This is a genomic window from Catellatospora sp. TT07R-123 (genome assembly GCF_018327705.1).
Lineage (GTDB): Bacteria > Actinomycetota > Actinomycetes > Mycobacteriales > Micromonosporaceae > Catellatospora.
The window spans coordinates 2267643-2282555 of the sequence record NZ_BNEM01000002.1 but is presented as its reverse complement, the minus strand read 5'-3'; the positions used below and the strand labels follow the sequence as shown (position 1 = coordinate 2282555).

Annotated in this window: 10 protein-coding genes and 1 tRNA gene; 3 read left to right on the top strand and 8 right to left on the bottom strand. The window is 74.7% G+C overall.

Annotation, left to right across the window (positions count from 1 at the left end):
- Positions 1-11 precede the first annotated feature (11 nt).
- Both Cs7R123_RS30185 and Cs7R123_RS30180 read left to right on the top strand, forming a co-directional pair.
- A complete protein-coding gene (locus Cs7R123_RS30185) occupies positions 12-1841 on the top strand; it encodes a glycoside hydrolase family 15 protein (protein WP_212831442.1) in 1830 nt (609 codons plus the stop codon).
- A gap of 100 nt (positions 1842-1941) precedes the next feature.
- Positions 1942-3309, top strand: a complete 1368-nt coding sequence (locus tag Cs7R123_RS30180) for a transaminase (protein WP_212831440.1) — start codon at positions 1942-1944, stop codon at positions 3307-3309.
- A gap of 17 nt (positions 3310-3326) precedes the next feature.
- Here Cs7R123_RS30180 and Cs7R123_RS30175 read toward each other — a convergent pair whose 3' ends face one another.
- The 8 genes from Cs7R123_RS30175 to Cs7R123_RS30140 all read right to left on the bottom strand — a co-directional run bounded on the left by Cs7R123_RS30175 (position 3327) and on the right by Cs7R123_RS30140 (position 11464).
- On the bottom strand, positions 3327-4067 hold the full coding sequence (locus Cs7R123_RS30175) for a class F sortase (RefSeq protein WP_244872235.1): 741 nt from the start codon (positions 4065-4067) through the stop codon (positions 3327-3329).
- A gap of 70 nt (positions 4068-4137) precedes the next feature.
- Complete coding sequence (locus Cs7R123_RS30170) at positions 4138-4644, bottom strand: hypothetical protein (protein ID WP_212831438.1); 507 nt, start codon at positions 4642-4644, stop codon at positions 4138-4140.
- 63 nt (positions 4645-4707) lie between these two features.
- Positions 4708-5934: a VWA-like domain-containing protein gene (locus Cs7R123_RS30165; protein WP_212831436.1), complete on the bottom strand. Its 1227-nt coding sequence runs from the start codon at positions 5932-5934 to the stop codon at positions 4708-4710.
- The gene (locus Cs7R123_RS30160) at positions 5931-7106 is read right to left on the bottom strand and encodes an AAA family ATPase (RefSeq protein ID WP_244872234.1); all 1176 of its coding nucleotides are present in this window, start codon (positions 7104-7106) and stop codon (positions 5931-5933) included. The genes Cs7R123_RS30165 and Cs7R123_RS30160 overlap by 4 nt, the downstream gene beginning before the upstream one ends.
- 5 nt (positions 7107-7111) lie before the next feature.
- On the bottom strand, positions 7112-8779 hold the full coding sequence (locus Cs7R123_RS30155; protein WP_212831433.1) for an ankyrin repeat domain-containing protein: 1668 nt from the start codon (positions 8777-8779) through the stop codon (positions 7112-7114).
- Positions 8776-9924 carry a gala protein gene (locus Cs7R123_RS30150; protein WP_212831432.1) on the bottom strand — a complete coding sequence of 383 codons (1149 nt, stop codon included), beginning with the start codon at positions 9922-9924 and terminating at the stop codon, positions 8776-8778. Before Cs7R123_RS30150 ends, Cs7R123_RS30155 begins: the two co-directional genes overlap by 4 nt.
- Positions 9921-11297, bottom strand: a complete 1377-nt coding sequence (locus Cs7R123_RS30145; RefSeq protein WP_212831431.1) for an SDR family NAD(P)-dependent oxidoreductase — start codon at positions 11295-11297, stop codon at positions 9921-9923. Before Cs7R123_RS30145 ends, Cs7R123_RS30150 begins: the two co-directional genes overlap by 4 nt.
- A gap of 94 nt (positions 11298-11391) precedes the next feature.
- Positions 11392-11464, bottom strand: a tRNA-Cys gene (locus tag Cs7R123_RS30140).
- Positions 11465-11734: 270 nt separating this feature from the next.
- On the opposite strand from Cs7R123_RS30140, the gene Cs7R123_RS30135 reads away from it, so the two are divergent.
- Positions 11735-14911: an efflux RND transporter permease subunit gene (locus Cs7R123_RS30135; protein WP_212831430.1), complete on the top strand. Its 3177-nt coding sequence runs from the start codon at positions 11735-11737 to the stop codon at positions 14909-14911.
- Positions 14912-14913 lie beyond the last annotated feature (2 nt).

Here is a 14913-nt window from a genome sequence, read left to right as displayed (position 1 = left end):
AGACTGGGAGCATGAGCGGCGTACCGATCGGCGCGCACGCGCTGCTGTCCGACTGCCACAGCGCGGCGCTGGTGACCCGGGACGGGTCGGTCGACTGGCTGTGCTTCCCGCGCTTCGACAGCCCGTCGGTGTTCGACCGGCTCCTCGACGACGGCGGCGGGCACTGGTCCGTCACCCCCGTCGACGAGCACCACACGCTGCGCGGATACGCCGATCAGACGCTGGTGCTGGAGACGACCTTCCACACCGCGACCGGCACGGCCGTGCTCACCGACGCGATGGCGATGGGGGAGGGCAACCACGGCCACGCCCTCGGCGAGGGCGCCCCGCACCTGCTGATGCGCGGGCTGCGCGGCCTGGACGGCGAGGTCGGGTTCGAGCTGCACTTCCGTCCCCGCCCCGAGTACGGGCTGGTCCAGCCGCTGCTGTCGGCGGTCGACGGGGGCGTGTCCGTGCGGGGCGGCGCCGACCGGCTGGTGCTGTCGAGTCCCGTACCGCTGGAGCTCGCCGAAGGTGACGCGCGGGCGCGGCTGACCGTGCGCGGCGGCCAGGAGCTGTGGTTCGCCCTGCACCGCTCCACGCTGGAGCAGCAGCCCGCGCGGGTCTGGTCCGAGGAGGAGATCGCCGCCCGGACGGCGGCGACGATCGAGTCCTGGCGCTCGTGGTCCGCGCTGCACCAGCGGTACGAGGGCCCGTGGCGCGAGCTGGTGCACCACAGCGGTCGCGTGCTCCAGGGGCTGACCTACCAGCCGAGCGGTGCGATCGTGGCCGCGCCGACCACCTCGCTGCCGGAGGAGGTCGGCGGGGAGCGCAACTGGGACTACCGGTACTCCTGGGTTCGCGACGCCAGCTTCACCATGCAGGCGCTGTGGGTCGCCGCCTGCCCGGACGAGGCGGAGAGCTTCTTCGCCTTCATGACGACCGCCGCCGCCGGGACGCTGAGCGCCGACCGCCCGCTCCAGATCATGTACGGCGTCGGCGGCGAGCACGACCTGTCCGAACGCACCCTGCCGCGCCTGCACGGCTGGCGGGACAGCCGCCCGGTGCGGGTCGGCAACGGCGCCTGGGACCAGCAGCAGATCGACGTGTACGGCGAACTGCTCGACGCGGCGTGCCGCCTCGAACGGCACATCGCGACCATGGACGACGAGATGCGCGCCTTCCTGGTCGCCCTGGCCGACACCGCCGCCCGCCGCTGCCACGACCCGGACCAGGGCATCTGGGAGGTGCGCGGCGGCCCGCGGCACTTCACGTACTCGAAGGTGATGTGCTGGGTGGCGCTGGACCGGGCGATCCGGCTCGCCGACCGGCTCGGCGCCGCCGACCGGGTGCCGCAGTGGGCCCGCGTCCGCGACGACCTGCACGCCACGATTCTGCGCGAGGGCTGGAACGAGCGCGTCGGCGCGTTCACGCAGTACTTCGGGAGCGACGAACTGGACGCGTCCTGCCTGATGCTGCCGATCGTCGGGTTCCTGCCCGCCACCGACCCGCGGGTGCTGGCCACGGTCGAGGCGATCGCCGACCGGCTCACCGACGAGCGCGGCCTGGTCTACCGGTACCGGGCCGAGGCGGGCGTGGACGGGCTGCGCGGGGGCGAGGGCACGTTCCTGCTGTGCACGTTCTGGCTGGCCGAGGCGCTGGCCGAGGCGGGCCGGGTCAACCACGCCACCGAGGTGTTCCAGCGCGCCGCCGCGTACGTCAACGACGTCGGGCTGCTGGCCGAGGAGGTGGACCCGGACAGCGGCGAGCTGCTGGGCAACTTCCCGCAGGCGTTCAGCCACATCGGCCTGGTCAACGCCGCCTGGGCCATCGCGCGGGCCCGGCACCGGGCGGCACTGTGAGGTGGCGGCAGCGGTGAGCTGACCGGCCGGGGCGGCTCACCGCCACGGAATCCGAAGGCGAGTAGATCGAAAAGCTCGGAAACCGTGTTACCGTGCCGGGATGACCGGCATCGACCGTACCCGGGTGGAGCAGCTCGTGGACCGCGAGCGCGAGCGCTACCGGGCCGACCACCCGCGCTCGCTGGAGCTGCACGCCGCGGCCGACCACCTGTTCGGGCGGGTGCCGATGACCTGGATGAGCAAGTGGGCGGGCGGCTTCCCGCTCGCCTACGCCACCGCGCACGGCAACAAGATCACCGATGTGGACGGGCGGACCTACACCGACTTCGCGCTCGGCGACACCGGGGCGATGGCCGGGCACAGCCCGCAGCCCACGGTCCGGGCCGTGGCCCGCCGCATCGGCACCGACGGCGGCATCACCACCATGCTGCCCACCGAGGACGCGGAGTGGGTCGGCGCGGAGCTGGCCCGCCGGTTCGGCCTGCCGAAGTGGTCGTTCACGCTCAGCGCCACCGACGCCAACCGCTGGGCGGTGCGCCTGGCCCGGCTGGTCACCGGTCGGCCGAAGCTGCTGGTCTTCTCGTACTGCTACCACGGGTCGGTCGACGAGACCTTCATCGTGGTCGGACCCGACGGCCGCCCGGCCAGCCGTCCCGGCAACGTGGCCCCGGCCGTCGACCCGACCGTCACCACGCGCGTCGCCGAGTGGAACGACCTGGCCGCCGTGGAGCGGGAGCTGGCCCACGGCGACGTCGCGGCGATCCTGACCGAGCCCGCGCTGACCAACATCGGCATCGTGCTGCCCGAACCCGGCTTCCTCGACGGCCTGCGCGAACTGGCCACGAGGTACGGCGCGCTGCTCATGATCGACGAGACGCACACGATCTCGGCCGGTCCCGGCGGCATGACGATGCGCGACGGGCTGCGCCCCGACGTCTTCGTCATCGGCAAGTCGATCGGCGGCGGCATCCCCTGCGGCGCCTACGGGCTGAGCGACGAGGTCGCCGACGCCGTGCACCGGCGCGCGAGCAGCGGCGAGGCCGACATCGTGGACGTCGGCGGCGTCGGCGGCACCCTGGCCGGCAACGCGCTGTCGCTGGCGGCGATGCGCGCCACACTGGCCGAGGTGCTCACCGACGACGCGTTCGCGCACATGATCCGGCTGGCCGACACGTACACCGAGGACGTGCGGCGGGTCCTGGAGACCGCGGCCGTCCCCTGGTCGGTGACCCAGCTCGGGGCACGCGCGGAATACCGGTTCACCAGGCCCGCGCCGCGCTCGGGCGGCGAGTCCGCCGCGGCCGCCGACGACCTGCTCGACGAGTACATGCACCTGTACACGCTGAACCGGGGCATCCTGATGACGCCGTTCCACAACATGGCGCTGATGTGCCCGGACACCTCCGACGCCGACGTGGCCCAGCACGCCGACGTGTTCGAGTCGGCCGTGGCCGAGCTGGTCGCCTGACCGGCTGACGGCGCGGTTCAGCTCACGCGCTCGGTGCCGGTGAGCGAGGCGAAGACGACGGTGCTGTTCAGATAGTTGCGCTGGGCCTCGTCGTACGTCCCGCCGCAGGTCACCAGGCGCAGCCCCATGTCGTCGCTGCTGCCGAACACCCGTGTCGCCGGGAACTCCGCCTTCGGGAACGAACGCACCTTGACCACGCCGAACACCGCCACGGTGCCGTCCATCCGGACCACCTCGACCCGGGTGCCCGCCGCCAGCCGTCCCAGGTCGTAGAAGACCGCCGGACCGCTGGCCCGGGTGTCCACGTGGCCGACGATGACGGCGTTGCCGCGCTCGCCGGGGCTGGGCCCATACCGGTACCAGCCGGTCAGGTCGGCGTGGGTCAGCTCGGGCACCTGGAGCGTGCCGTCGGGATTGGTGCCGACGGTGACCACGACCGCGTCCACGTTGATCGCCGGGATGCGCACCCGGACCGGCACCGACCGGTCCATCGGCCGCACCCCGCGCGCGTCGGGGCGCCGGTCGGCGTCCCCGGCGTGGTAGCGGCTGCCGTCGGCGGCGGGCTGCGGCGGCGGCTCGGGCGCCGTGATGAGGGCGGCGGCCAGCAGCCCCAGCCCGAGCAGCGCGCACACTGCGGTCAGCGTGGTCGCGCTGAACCGGCCCATGCGGCGCCGCCCGCCCGCCCGATGGCGGCCCAGCAGCAGCTGCACCGGCACCGGAAGCTGCGCCGACACCGGCACCAGGGCCTGCCCCGGCACCGGCTCGCGCCCTGGCGGCACGGGCCCCGGCGGGCCCGGCGGTCCGTCCGGACGCGACCCGGGCGCGGGCTCAGGCACAGTGGTGGCCACGGTACCTCCGGCGCAGCAGCAGACCGGCGCCCGCGCCGGACACCAGCAGCAGGCCGCCGCCCGCGGCCAGCAGCACCCGGTTCGGCCCCAGCGACGTCGCGCCGCCGCCGCCCTCGGGTGCGCCCGTCGGCGACACCACCAGGCTGCCGGTCCCGGTCTCGCCGTCACCGCAGGTGACATCCAGCTGGTACGTCCCCGGCAGGGTCGCCGCCGGCACCGTCAGCGTGGCCGCGAACGCGCCCGGCCCGCCCTCGGTGTACCCGTCCAGCGTGATCTCCGACGGGCCGCCCCAGCTCGTGCCGCTCAATCGCGCCGAGGTGGCGCTGGCGCCGCAGTAGGCCGCGACGGTGAACTGCCCGCCCGGGGCCACCGCGGACGGATTGACGGTGACGTCGGCGGCCGCCGACGCCGCCACCGGAAACGCCAGAACCGCCGCCGCGGCGCCGATGGCGCCGGTCATCGCCGTGCGCGCAGCGAGTGTGCCCATGACCGATCCCCCCGAACGTGCTGATCGTATGGGTACACAAAACCATCTCCGAGCTGCCTCAACTCACGTTTTGGCAGAGTTGGTCGTGATGAGAACCGACTCGATCCACGGCGGAGGCGTCGGCGGCTCCGTGCCGACCAGGCCCGCGATGATCCTCGTCCGGCTCAGCGCGGCCTCCGGCCACGGCGTGTAGCCGTCGGTGAGCACGATGACGATGTGCGGCGGCTGCGGCACCGCCAGCGCCGCGCCGATGCCCACGCGCATGTCCGTGCCGCCGCCGCCGGCCAGCACCACCTCGCCGAGCGTGGACACCTTGCGGGTCGCGTGCACGTCGGCGTCGCAGGCCAGCACGGTGACCCGGTTGCCTCGTACGCCGACCGCGCGCAGCACGCCCGCGATCTCGCCCATCACCGCCGCCAGGTCGTCCGGCGACATCGAACCGGACGTGTCCACCACGATCGCCACGCGCGGCAGCGGGGCGCGCAGGCTCGGCAGCACCACGCCGCGCAGCGCCGCCCCGCGCCGCGACGGCCGCTGGTACGTGTAGTCCACCGCCCCGCTCGCCCAGGCCGCCGCCTCGCGCACCGCGCCGGTCAGCGCCTGCCGCCAGTCGACGGTCGGCTCCAGGACCTGCTCCGCCCAGCGCTGCCAGCCGCCCGGCAGCCTGCCGCGCGAGCGCTGGTGCGAGCGCATCGCCTGCGCGGTCTGCCGCCGGATCGCGTCAGCCTCCACGCCCGACACGCCCACCTGGCCGTCCAGCTCCCACGGCATCGAGATCCCGTGCGCGCCCGACCCGCACTGCACCAGCACCAGCCGCGTACGCGGCAGCGACGGCAGGTACTGCTCGAACAGCTGCCCCGTCGGCAGGCCCAGCCCCTTCGGGTCGACTCGGTTCTCCGGCAGCGGCAGCCCGTCGGCGATCAGGTCGTCGTTGATCTCGCAGTCCTGTGCCACGTTGAGCCGGTGGTGGTCGTGCCGGTCGGCGACGGGCAGCCGGTCGGCCCGGCCGTGGTGGTCGCGCAGCAGGTGCGCCACCTCGTGGATCCACACCGCCGCCAGCTGCTCGACCGGCGTCCGCGCGACGAAGTCGGGATTGACGTAGCAGCGCCAGTACCGGTCCACGCCCATCGTCGGCACCTGCTCGCTGGCGACCACGGTCAGGCTGTACAGCGCGGTGCCCAGGTAGGGCCGGTCCTGGGCGGCGCGCAGCCGCGCCGCCAGCAGCCGGGTGCGGTCCAGCCGCGCGGAACCGTCCGAGCGCCCGGTGCCGTCCGGTGCCCCGGCGGTCATCGGCCGGCGAGCATTCCGGACAGGCTCAGCACCTCGACGAACGCGTCGATCGACGCGGGCACCGGCCAGTCGGTGTCGCGCAGCGCCGCCAGGTCCAGCGCCGCCCGCGCGGCCACGTCCGGCACGCCCGCCTCGACGGCCTTGGCCAGCACCACCCAGCCCGCCTCCCAGCGCGGCCGGGTCACCCGGGCCTGCACCGCCGCGACCACCGCGGCCAGGAACGCCAGCTGCCGGTCGCCGCGCTCGGGCAGCGCGAACGCCTCCGGGTCGGCCAGCACCCGCTCCGGGTCGGGCAGGTCCAGCTCCTGGAGGTACGTGGTGAACTCCAGGCCCGGCCCGTCGCCCACCGCCCCGATCACGGCCGTGGCCAGCGCGTCGCGGCTGGTGTCGGTGCACAGGTGGAACGCCAGCAGCCGCAGCGCCATCTCCCAGCTGCGCGGCGACGGCCACGCCCCGCCCCGGCTGTCGGCGTCGGTGGGCAGGTGGTGCACCAGGCCGGGCCGGGCGGTGAGGAAACCGGCGATGGTGCCGCGGGCCTTGGCCACGGCACCGGCCGTACGCGACGGGACCACCGCGGGGACCGTGATCGACGGCCAGGTCCCGGCCAGGCCCCGGGCCACCGCCGCCGGGTCGTGCGTCCAGTGCAGGTGCACGAACCGGTTGGCCAGCGGCGGGCTCAGGTGCCAGCCGTCGGCGGCGCTGGCGGGCGGGTTGGCCGCCGCCACGATCCGGATCGAGGCGGGCAGCTCCAGGCTGCCGACGCGCCGCTCCAGCACCACCCGCAGCAGCGCCGCCTGCACCGCCGGGGGCGCCGACGACAGCTCGTCGAAGAACAGCAGCCCCCGCCCGGTACGGGCCAGCCGCACCGCCCAGTCCGGCGGCGCCATCGGCACCCCGTCCACGGCGGGGTTGTCGCCCACGATCGGCAGCCCGGCGAAGTCCGAAGGCTCGTGCACGCTGGCGATCACCGTCTCCAGCGGCACCCCCAGCCCGGCCGCGAGCTGCTGCAACGTCGCCGACTTGCCGATGCCCGGCTCGCCCCACAGCAGCACCGGCAGGTTCGCCGACACCGCCAGCGCCAGCGCCTGCGCACGCGGGTCGGTCACCGGCTCGCTGCGCCACGCCCGGGTGCGGCCGATCAGCTCGTCGGCCGCCAGCAGCGGATCCTCCACCCTCGTCACTGTTCCCCCGCCTCGTCCAGGTATCGCTTCACCAGGCGCAGGTCGGCCTGGCCGTCGAACCAGTCCTCGTCCTCGGAGTCGAAGTAGTCGCCGCCCTTGTACTCCAGCAGCAGCGTCGGCGACACCCCGCTCTCGTCGTCGGCCCTCGGGTCGGCGCCCGCGTCCAGCAGCGCCTTCACCAGCGCGGCCGTGCCGACCCAGCCGACCGCCACGTGCAGCGGCGTACGGCCCCGGTGGTCGCGCTCGTCGACGTGCAGCCCGGCGGCCAGCAGCCGGGGCAGCAGCCGCTCGTGGTCCAGGCAGCGCAGGTGGTGCAGCAGCGTGAAGCCGCGCCCGTCGCGGATGCGCGGGTCCATGCCCCGGTCCAGCAGCGCGAGCAGGCCGTCGGTGTCGCCGTGCAGCACCCGCTGCATGAGGTCGTCGCGCTGGGCGCGCAGGAGTCTGGGCAGCCGGCCCCTGCCGTCGTGCCAGGACTGCTCGGCGGCGAAGCAGCCCGCGGTCCTGCCGCCGAGGCCGTGCATCATCCGCTCGCGCAGCACCTCCTCGGGCGTGTGGTCGAGCACGCGCAGCAGGCCCGCGTCGTTGTGCACCCGGTGCCACGCGCCCCGGCAGCGCACCGCGACCGGGGCGAACTCCGGCACCTCGGGCTCGTCGCGGTGCTCGGGCGTCACCGCGTCCGGCGCCAGCGCGGCGCGGATCAGCGGGTGCAGCTCGGCGACGGTGATCAGGCCGTGCCGCAGCAGCTCCAGGTCGACCGGCAGCCGGTGGACCGGCTCGGCCAGGTCCGCCGCCGGGGTGTCCCGGTCGCTGCTCAGCCGCGCGCCGATCGGGCCGCCGTCGTCGGGCCCGCTCAGGTCCAGCTCGATGCGGGTGCGCCAGCCGAAGCTGACCCGGACCGCGGTCACGCCGCGCCGCGCCGCCAGCGCGCGGGCCTGCGCGGGCAGGCCGACCAGGTTCAGCGCGGGCAGGCCCTGGACGGTCATCGCGGTGCCCCAGCGGCCCTTGGCCTCGGCCGGGTCCAGCTCGATCCCGGCCACCCGCCAGGCCGCGACGACGTCGCCCGCCGCCAGCAGCGCGGCCGCGCGCTCGGCGCGGGCCGGTGCGGTGTCGCCGGCACCCAGCTCGGCGGCGGCCAGCGGGGTGCCGTCGGGGGCGAGGAACGGCATCCGCTCCGCGCCGCCCCAGGCCGCGCGCAGCCCGTGCGCCTGCCGGGCGTCCCACAGGTGACCGGGCAGCTCCTCGCGGGCGGTGGTGCGCACCTCCAGGCGCAGCCGCTGCGAGCCGTCGACGGTCTTCGGCAGCACGACCACCAGCCGGGGCAGCTCCTCGGGGACCGTGTCGGCCTTCGGGGCGAGCGCGAACACGTCGCCGGTGGACAGGCTGGCGCGGCCGCCCAGGGCCCGGGGCAGGTGCCAGCGCAGCAGGTCGGGGGCGAACCCGGCCAGCTCGCCGGCCAGCCGCGCGGCCGCCTCGGCACCGTAGGTGCCGACGAGTTCCGCCTCGTCGAACCGCACGTCGACGTTGGCGGCGGCGCAGGCGCCGCGCCAGTCGCCGGCCAGCCGCCGGGCCGTGGCCCGCGCGACCATCTGCGCCGGTACGGCATACCGCCGCACGCGGCGCCAGGTGGGCAGGTCGTTCTGGTGGGCCTGGTCGGGGTCGCTCATCGGTAGACGCTCGCGATCGCGCTGATGTCGGGGTGCGGGGCCTCGGCGGGGCCGAGCACGGCCGTCGACAGCCGCCGCAGCCGCCGGGGCACGCCGCCGTTGAGGCCGAGGTAGCGCAGGGGCATGTCGTCGTTCAGGGCCGCGACCAGCACCTTCGCGCCCCGGCCGGTGATGGCGGTGAAGCGCAGGTCCAGCCGCCGCAGCGCGCTGGCGGGCAGGACCGCGGCCAGCGCGGCGGCCCCGTCGTCGCCGACGGTGTTGGCGGTGGCGCCCAGCGCCCGCTCCGACGGCGGCCGGGCCAGGTCCAGGGCGTGCCAGGCGCCCAGCCGGGCGGCCAGTGCGGCCACCCCGGCCGGGGTGAGGCCGTTGCCGCCCAGGCCCAGCGTCATCGGCAGCCCTTCGACGGCCTCGGCCAGCGCGGCGGCGCCGGTGTCGCCGAGGGCGTTGGCGGCCAGGTAGAGCTCGCGGACGCGGCCGTCGTGGACGATCGAGGCCAGCGCCGCGACGGCCTCGGGGCCCAGGCCGTTGCCGCCCAGGAACAGCCGCTCCAGCGGCGCCGCCCGCCCGGCCAGGGTGCGGGCCAGCTCGCCCAGCCCGGTCGCGGTCAACCCGGTGTTGACCAGGTCGAGGGTGCGCAGCGCGGTGTTGCCGGCCAGGGCGGTGCACAGCCGGGCCAGGCCCGCGTCGCCGATCGGGTTGCGCTTGAGCCACAGCGCCCGCACGGTGCGGTCGGCGGCCAGCCGGTCGGCCAGCGCTCCGGCGCCGTCGGCGTCGATGCGGTTGCAGCCGAGGTAGACGGTCTGCACCCGGTGGCCGTCGGTGAGCGCGTCGGCGACCACGCGGGCGCCCTCGCTGCCCAGCCCGTTGGTGCCCAGCAGCAGGTGGGTGGCGTGCCCGAACGCGACCGCCGCCGGCACCACGCGCTGTGCCGCGTACGGCCCGAGGCCCTGTTTGCACAGGTCGAGCCGCCCGTCGGGTTGCAGCGTGCCGCGTGGGAAGTCCTCGGACGCGGCGACCGCGGCCGGGTCGGCCAGGCGGGCCAGCAGCGCGTCGAAGTCGCCGGGGTCGGCCAGGCCCAGCTCCGGGTGGGTGATGGCGGGGCAGCGCACCGGGACCGGGCCGGCGGGCGGGGTCGGCGCGCTCACCACGGCACCGGCCGGTAGTCCTTGAGGAACTGGCCGTGCACGGGGTCGCCGTGCTGCTCGCGCACGATCGGGTCGTACACCCGGGCGGCGCCGTCGACGACGTCCAGCGGCGGGCGGAACCCGGCCTGGCGCTGCGCCTGCTTGGCCGGGTGCGGCCGCTCGTCGGTGACCCAGCCGGTGTCCACGCTGTTCATCAGGATGCCGTCGCCGCGGTAGTCGGCGGCCAGGGTGCGGGTGATCATGTTCATGGACGCCTTGGCCATGTTGGTGTGCGGGTGCCGCTCGGTCTTGAACTCGCGGGAGAAGCTGCCCTCCATCGCCGACACCTGCACCACGTGCCGCAGCGGGTGCGGGGCGGCGGCCAGCAGCGGCCGCAGGCGCGAGGTGAGCAGGAACGGCGCGAACGCGTTCACCACGTGCACCTCCAGCCACTCCTGCGGGGTCACGTCCCGGTCGCGCAGCACCCAGCTGTTGACCTCGCGCAGGTCCAGCGGCTCGCCGGTCTCGTCGACCGCTCCGGCCGGGAACAGCGACTGCACCAGCGCGGGCAGGTGCGCGGCGGTCGCGGCGCCGCCGGGGGCCCGCGCGGGCACCGCCTCGATCGCGGCGGCGGCGCCCGACAGCGGCGTCAGCTCGGCCGCCCGCACCTCGCGGTGGTAGGCGGCCGGGCGGTGCAGCGTCTGCGCGGCGTTGTTGACCAGGATGTCGAGGTGGTCCCAGCGCCGGTTGACCGCGTCGACCAGGTCGAGCACGCCGGGCAGGTCCAGGAAGTCCACCCCGTGCACGTGCAGCCGGTCGCGCCAGTCGGCGGCGTCGGGCACGGCCGCGAAGCGGCGGGCGGCATCGTACGGAAAACGGGTCGTCACCAGCACGTCCGCCCCGTCGCGCAGCAGCTTCAGCGCGACGTGGAACCCGATCTTGACGCGCCCGCCGGTGACCACGGCCCGCCGCCCGGTCAGGTCGCAGCGGGCGTCGCGGCGCAGCCGGTTGTCGTGCGCGCAGTCCGGGCACATCAGGTGGTAGTCGGCGTCGACCAGCCGGTAGTGCGTCTTGCACACGTAGCAGCGGCGGGGCTTGTGCAGCCGGGGCTGCTCGTCGGCGGCCGCGGCCGGGGACGCGGCCGTCAGCGCCGGGATCTCCTCCCGGAACCGGCGCGCGGCGGCAAGCAGCTCCAGGTCCTGCTCGCGGCGCTGCGCCGTGCGGGCCGCCCGCCGCTCCCGGCGCCCGTCGCGGTAGGCGGCGCCGACCGCGCGGCCGACCGCCGCCGCGTCCGCCTCGGCGAGCGTCCCGCCCCGCAGGGCGTCCAGCACCCGCAGGCAGGCGTCCACATCAGAGGCGGACACCGCCGGTCCGGCCGCGCGCGCGGACGGCATCCGCGTGCTGCTCGGCGGCATCGGACCCTCCCGGCACTTCAGTCGCGGCACGACCCGGCGTCGCCGCCGGGCCGTGCGCGGGTTGCTGTGGGGGCGAGGCCGGTCGGATTCGAACCGACGTCCTCCAGCTTGCAGTCAAGGCGCGACGACCTCTGCGCTACGACCTCGCCGCGCGGGACACTACCCGACCCCGCCGACAACCCGCCGCCCCACCGTGCGCGAGGCCCGGCACCGGACCGTCCAGCCTGCTCACAGGTACCTCTCTGATTTGGCCCTAACTGCCAGAAAACTCCCAGTTGGAGCGGGTCGCGGGCGTAGCGTTGACGGGCGGAGGACTTCCGTGAAACGGCGGAAGCGGTGGCAGGGGCATGGCGCTCCGAGGGCCTGTCCGGCACCACCGCTTACGCCGTGACCGCTGCTAGGAACGGGGGCGGGCCATGATGCGCTGGATCATCCGGTCGAGTCTGAAGTTCCGCCTGCTGGTCATACCGGTGGCGGCACTGCTGATGTTCTTCGGCTTCACCAGGCTGAACAAGTCCGCATCCGATGTGCTGCCCGAGTTCTCGCCGCCGACCGTCGAGATCCAGACCGAGGCGCTGGGACTGTCGGCCACCGAGGTGGAGCAGTTCATCACCGTCCCGTTGGAACAGGACCTGCTCAACGGCGTGCCGTGGCTGGAGTCGATCCGGTCGCAGTCGATGAGTGGCCTGTCGCAGGTGGACCTGGTGTTCGAACCCGGCACCGACGTGCTGCGGGCCCGCCAGGCGGTGCAGGAGCGGCTCACCCAGGCGGTCGCGCTGCCGCACGTGTCCAAGGCCCCCAACATGATCCAGCCCGTCTCCTCCACCAGCCGGGTCATGGTCGTCGGCCTGTCCTCGCCGGACGTGTCGCTCATCGACATGTCCCTGCTCGCGCACTGGCAGGTCAAACCCAAGCTGATGGGCGTGCCCGGGGTGGCCAACGTGTCCATCTGGGGCGAGCGCGACCGGCAGTTGCAGGTCCAGGTCGACCCCGAGAAGCTGGCCGCCGCGGGCGTCACGCTTACCCAGGTCGTCGAGACCACCGGCAACGCGCTGTGGGTGTCCCCGCTGACCTTCGTCGAGGCGTCCACCCCCGGCACCAGCGGCTTCGTCGAGACGCCCAACCAGCGGCTGAGCATCCAGCACATCCTGCCCATCCACACCGCCGCCGAACTGGCCAAGGTGCCGCTGGAGCAGCCCCGCGCCACGGGTGAGGACCAGACCGCCCAGGCGCCGGTGCGCAACGGCGAGCGGATCATGCGGCTGGGCGACGTGGCCACCGTGACCGAGGACCACCAGCTCCCGCTGATCGGCGACGCCCTGGTCGGCGACAAGCCCGGCCTGATGCTGGTGGTGGAGAAGTTCCCCGGCGCCAACACGCTGGAGGTCACCAAGGGCGTCGAGGACGCGCTGAAGTCCCTGGAGCCGGGTATGGCCGGAGTCCAGGTCGACACCACCCTCTACCGCCCGGCCAGCTTCATCGAGTCGGCGCTGGGCAACCTGCGCACCGCCGTACTGCTGAGCATCCTGCTCGCGGTGATCGTGATCGGGGCGCTGCTGCTGGACTGGCGCGCCGCCCTGATCGCGCTGATCGTCATCCCGCTGTCGCTGCTGCTGGCGGTGCTCGTGCTCGACCTGCGCGGCGGCGGGGTCAACATGCTGGTGCTGGCGGGGCTGATGTTCGCCCTGACGGTGGTGGTGCACGACGTGGTCACGGAGACGGACAACGCCAGACGGGGGCTGGCGCGCCGCGAGGGCGAACCGGTCACCGAGCAGTCGTTCGCCGACGTGGTGCTGCGCACCCGCGTGCCGCTGCTGTACGCCACCCTGATCCTGCTCGCCGGGCTCGCCCCGCTGCTGTTCATCGGCGGCCTCACCGGCGCCTTCACCGGCCCGATGGCGTGGTCGTGCGGGCTGGCGGTGCTGGCCTCGCTGCTGCTGTCGCTGACGCTCACCCCGGTGCTGACCTGGCTGCTGTACCGCAGGGCGGACCTGCCCGCGCAGTCGCCCGCGCTGGGCTGGCTGCGGCGCCGCTACGAGGGCCTGTCGCTGCGCGGCAGCCGCCACCCGAAGCTGGCCCTGGCCACCGCGCTGGTGCTGGCCCTGGCCGGGCCGCTGCTCGCGCCGCTGCTGGGCGGCCAGGCGCTGCTGCCGGTGCCGCAGGACCGCAACCTGCTGGTCCGCTGGACCGGGGTGCCCAGCATGTCCCAGCAGGAGATGGTCCGGGTCGCCGGGCAGGTCAGCGAGCGGCTGCGGGCCACCGAGGGCGTGTCCAACGTCGGCGTGCACGTGGGCCGGGCCGTCAACTCCGACCAGGCCGTCGGCATGAACTCCGGCGAGTTCTGGCTGACCATCGACCCGAAGGCGGACTACACCGCCACCACCGACCGCATCCAGGACGTGGTGAGCCAGTACCCGGGGTTCGACCACCACGTGATCACGTATCCGGCGCAGCAGGTCAACGAGGCGCTGACCGGCACCAAGGGCGACCTGGTGGTGCGGATCTACGGCAAGGACCTGGACACGCTGCGGGCCAAGGCGCAGGAGGTGCGCGGGATCCTCGACCAGGTCGACGGGGTCACGGCCCGGCCGGTGGACCTGGGCAAGGACCAGGCCACCATCGAGGTCGAGGTCGACCTGGCGCGGGCGGAGAAGTACGGCATCAAGCCCGGCGACGTCCGGCGCAGCGCCGCCGTGCTGGTCTCCGGCCTGACCGCGGGCAGCCTGTTCGAGGAGCAGAAGGTCTTCGACGTGGTCGTGCTGGGCGTGCCGTCGGTGCGCAGCAGCGTCGCCGCCGTCGGCAACCTGCTCATCGACACCCCGACCGGCGAGCACGTGAAGCTGTCCGACGTGGCGAACGTACGGCTCGTGTCGGCGCCGGCGGACATCCGCCACGACTCCGTGTCCCGCCGCGTCGACATCCCCGTCGACGTGACCGGCCGCCCGGTCGACATGGTCGCCCGCGACATCCAGGGCGAGCTGAAGAACGTCCAGTTCCCGGTCGAATACCACGCCGAGGTGCTGGGCGACTACACCACCGCGGGCCCCGCGCACTGGCGCCTGCTGGCGCTGCTCGCGGTCGCGGCGATCGCGGCCTACCTGCTGCTCCAGGCGGCGTTCGGCAGCTGGCGGCTGGCTACGCTGCTGATCCTGCTGCTGCCCGCGTCCCTGTTCGGCGGGGTGCTGCTGGCGCTGCTGACCGGCGTCGGCGTCTCGATCGGCTCGCTGCTGGGCCTCGGGGTGCCGCTGGCGCTGGCCGTGCGCGAGGGCGTGCTGCTCGTCCGCGGCTGGCAGCAGCAGGCCGCCGCGGCGGGCGCGCAGCCGTCGTACGGCGTCGGCGACCGGTTCGCGCCGATCGTCACCACGGCGCTGGCCGTGGCGGCGGCGCTGGTGCCGATGCTGGCCCTGGGCAACGTGGCGGGCCTGGAGATCCTGCGCCCGCTGGCGGTCACCGCGCTGGGCGGCCTGGTCACCGCCGTGCTGCTGATCCTGTACCTGCTGCCCGTGCTCTACGGGTACTTCGACCCCGCACGCGGGCAGCACCCGGCGGCCGGCCCGGCCGGGACCGCACCGTCGGCCGCAGAAGGAGCGTGACG

Coding starts and splice junctions, on each gene's coding strand:
- Cs7R123_RS30185 (WP_212831442.1), top strand. CDS start 12: ATGAGCGGCGTACCGATCGGCGCGCACGCGCTGCTGTCCGACTGCCAC.
- Cs7R123_RS30180 (WP_212831440.1), top strand. CDS start 1,942: ATGACCGGCATCGACCGTACCCGGGTGGAGCAGCTCGTGGACCGCGAG.
- Cs7R123_RS30165 (WP_212831436.1), bottom strand. CDS start 5,934: ATGACCGCCGGGGCACCGGACGGCACCGGGCGCTCGGACGGTTCCGCG.
- Cs7R123_RS30155 (WP_212831433.1), bottom strand. CDS start 8,779: ATGAGCGACCCCGACCAGGCCCACCAGAACGACCTGCCCACCTGGCGC.
- Cs7R123_RS30170 (WP_212831438.1), bottom strand. CDS start 4,644: ATGGGCACACTCGCTGCGCGCACGGCGATGACCGGCGCCATCGGCGCC.
- Cs7R123_RS30135 (WP_212831430.1), top strand. CDS start 11,735: ATGATGCGCTGGATCATCCGGTCGAGTCTGAAGTTCCGCCTGCTGGTC.
- Cs7R123_RS30145 (WP_212831431.1), bottom strand. CDS start 11,297: ATGCCGTCCGCGCGCGCGGCCGGACCGGCGGTGTCCGCCTCTGATGTG.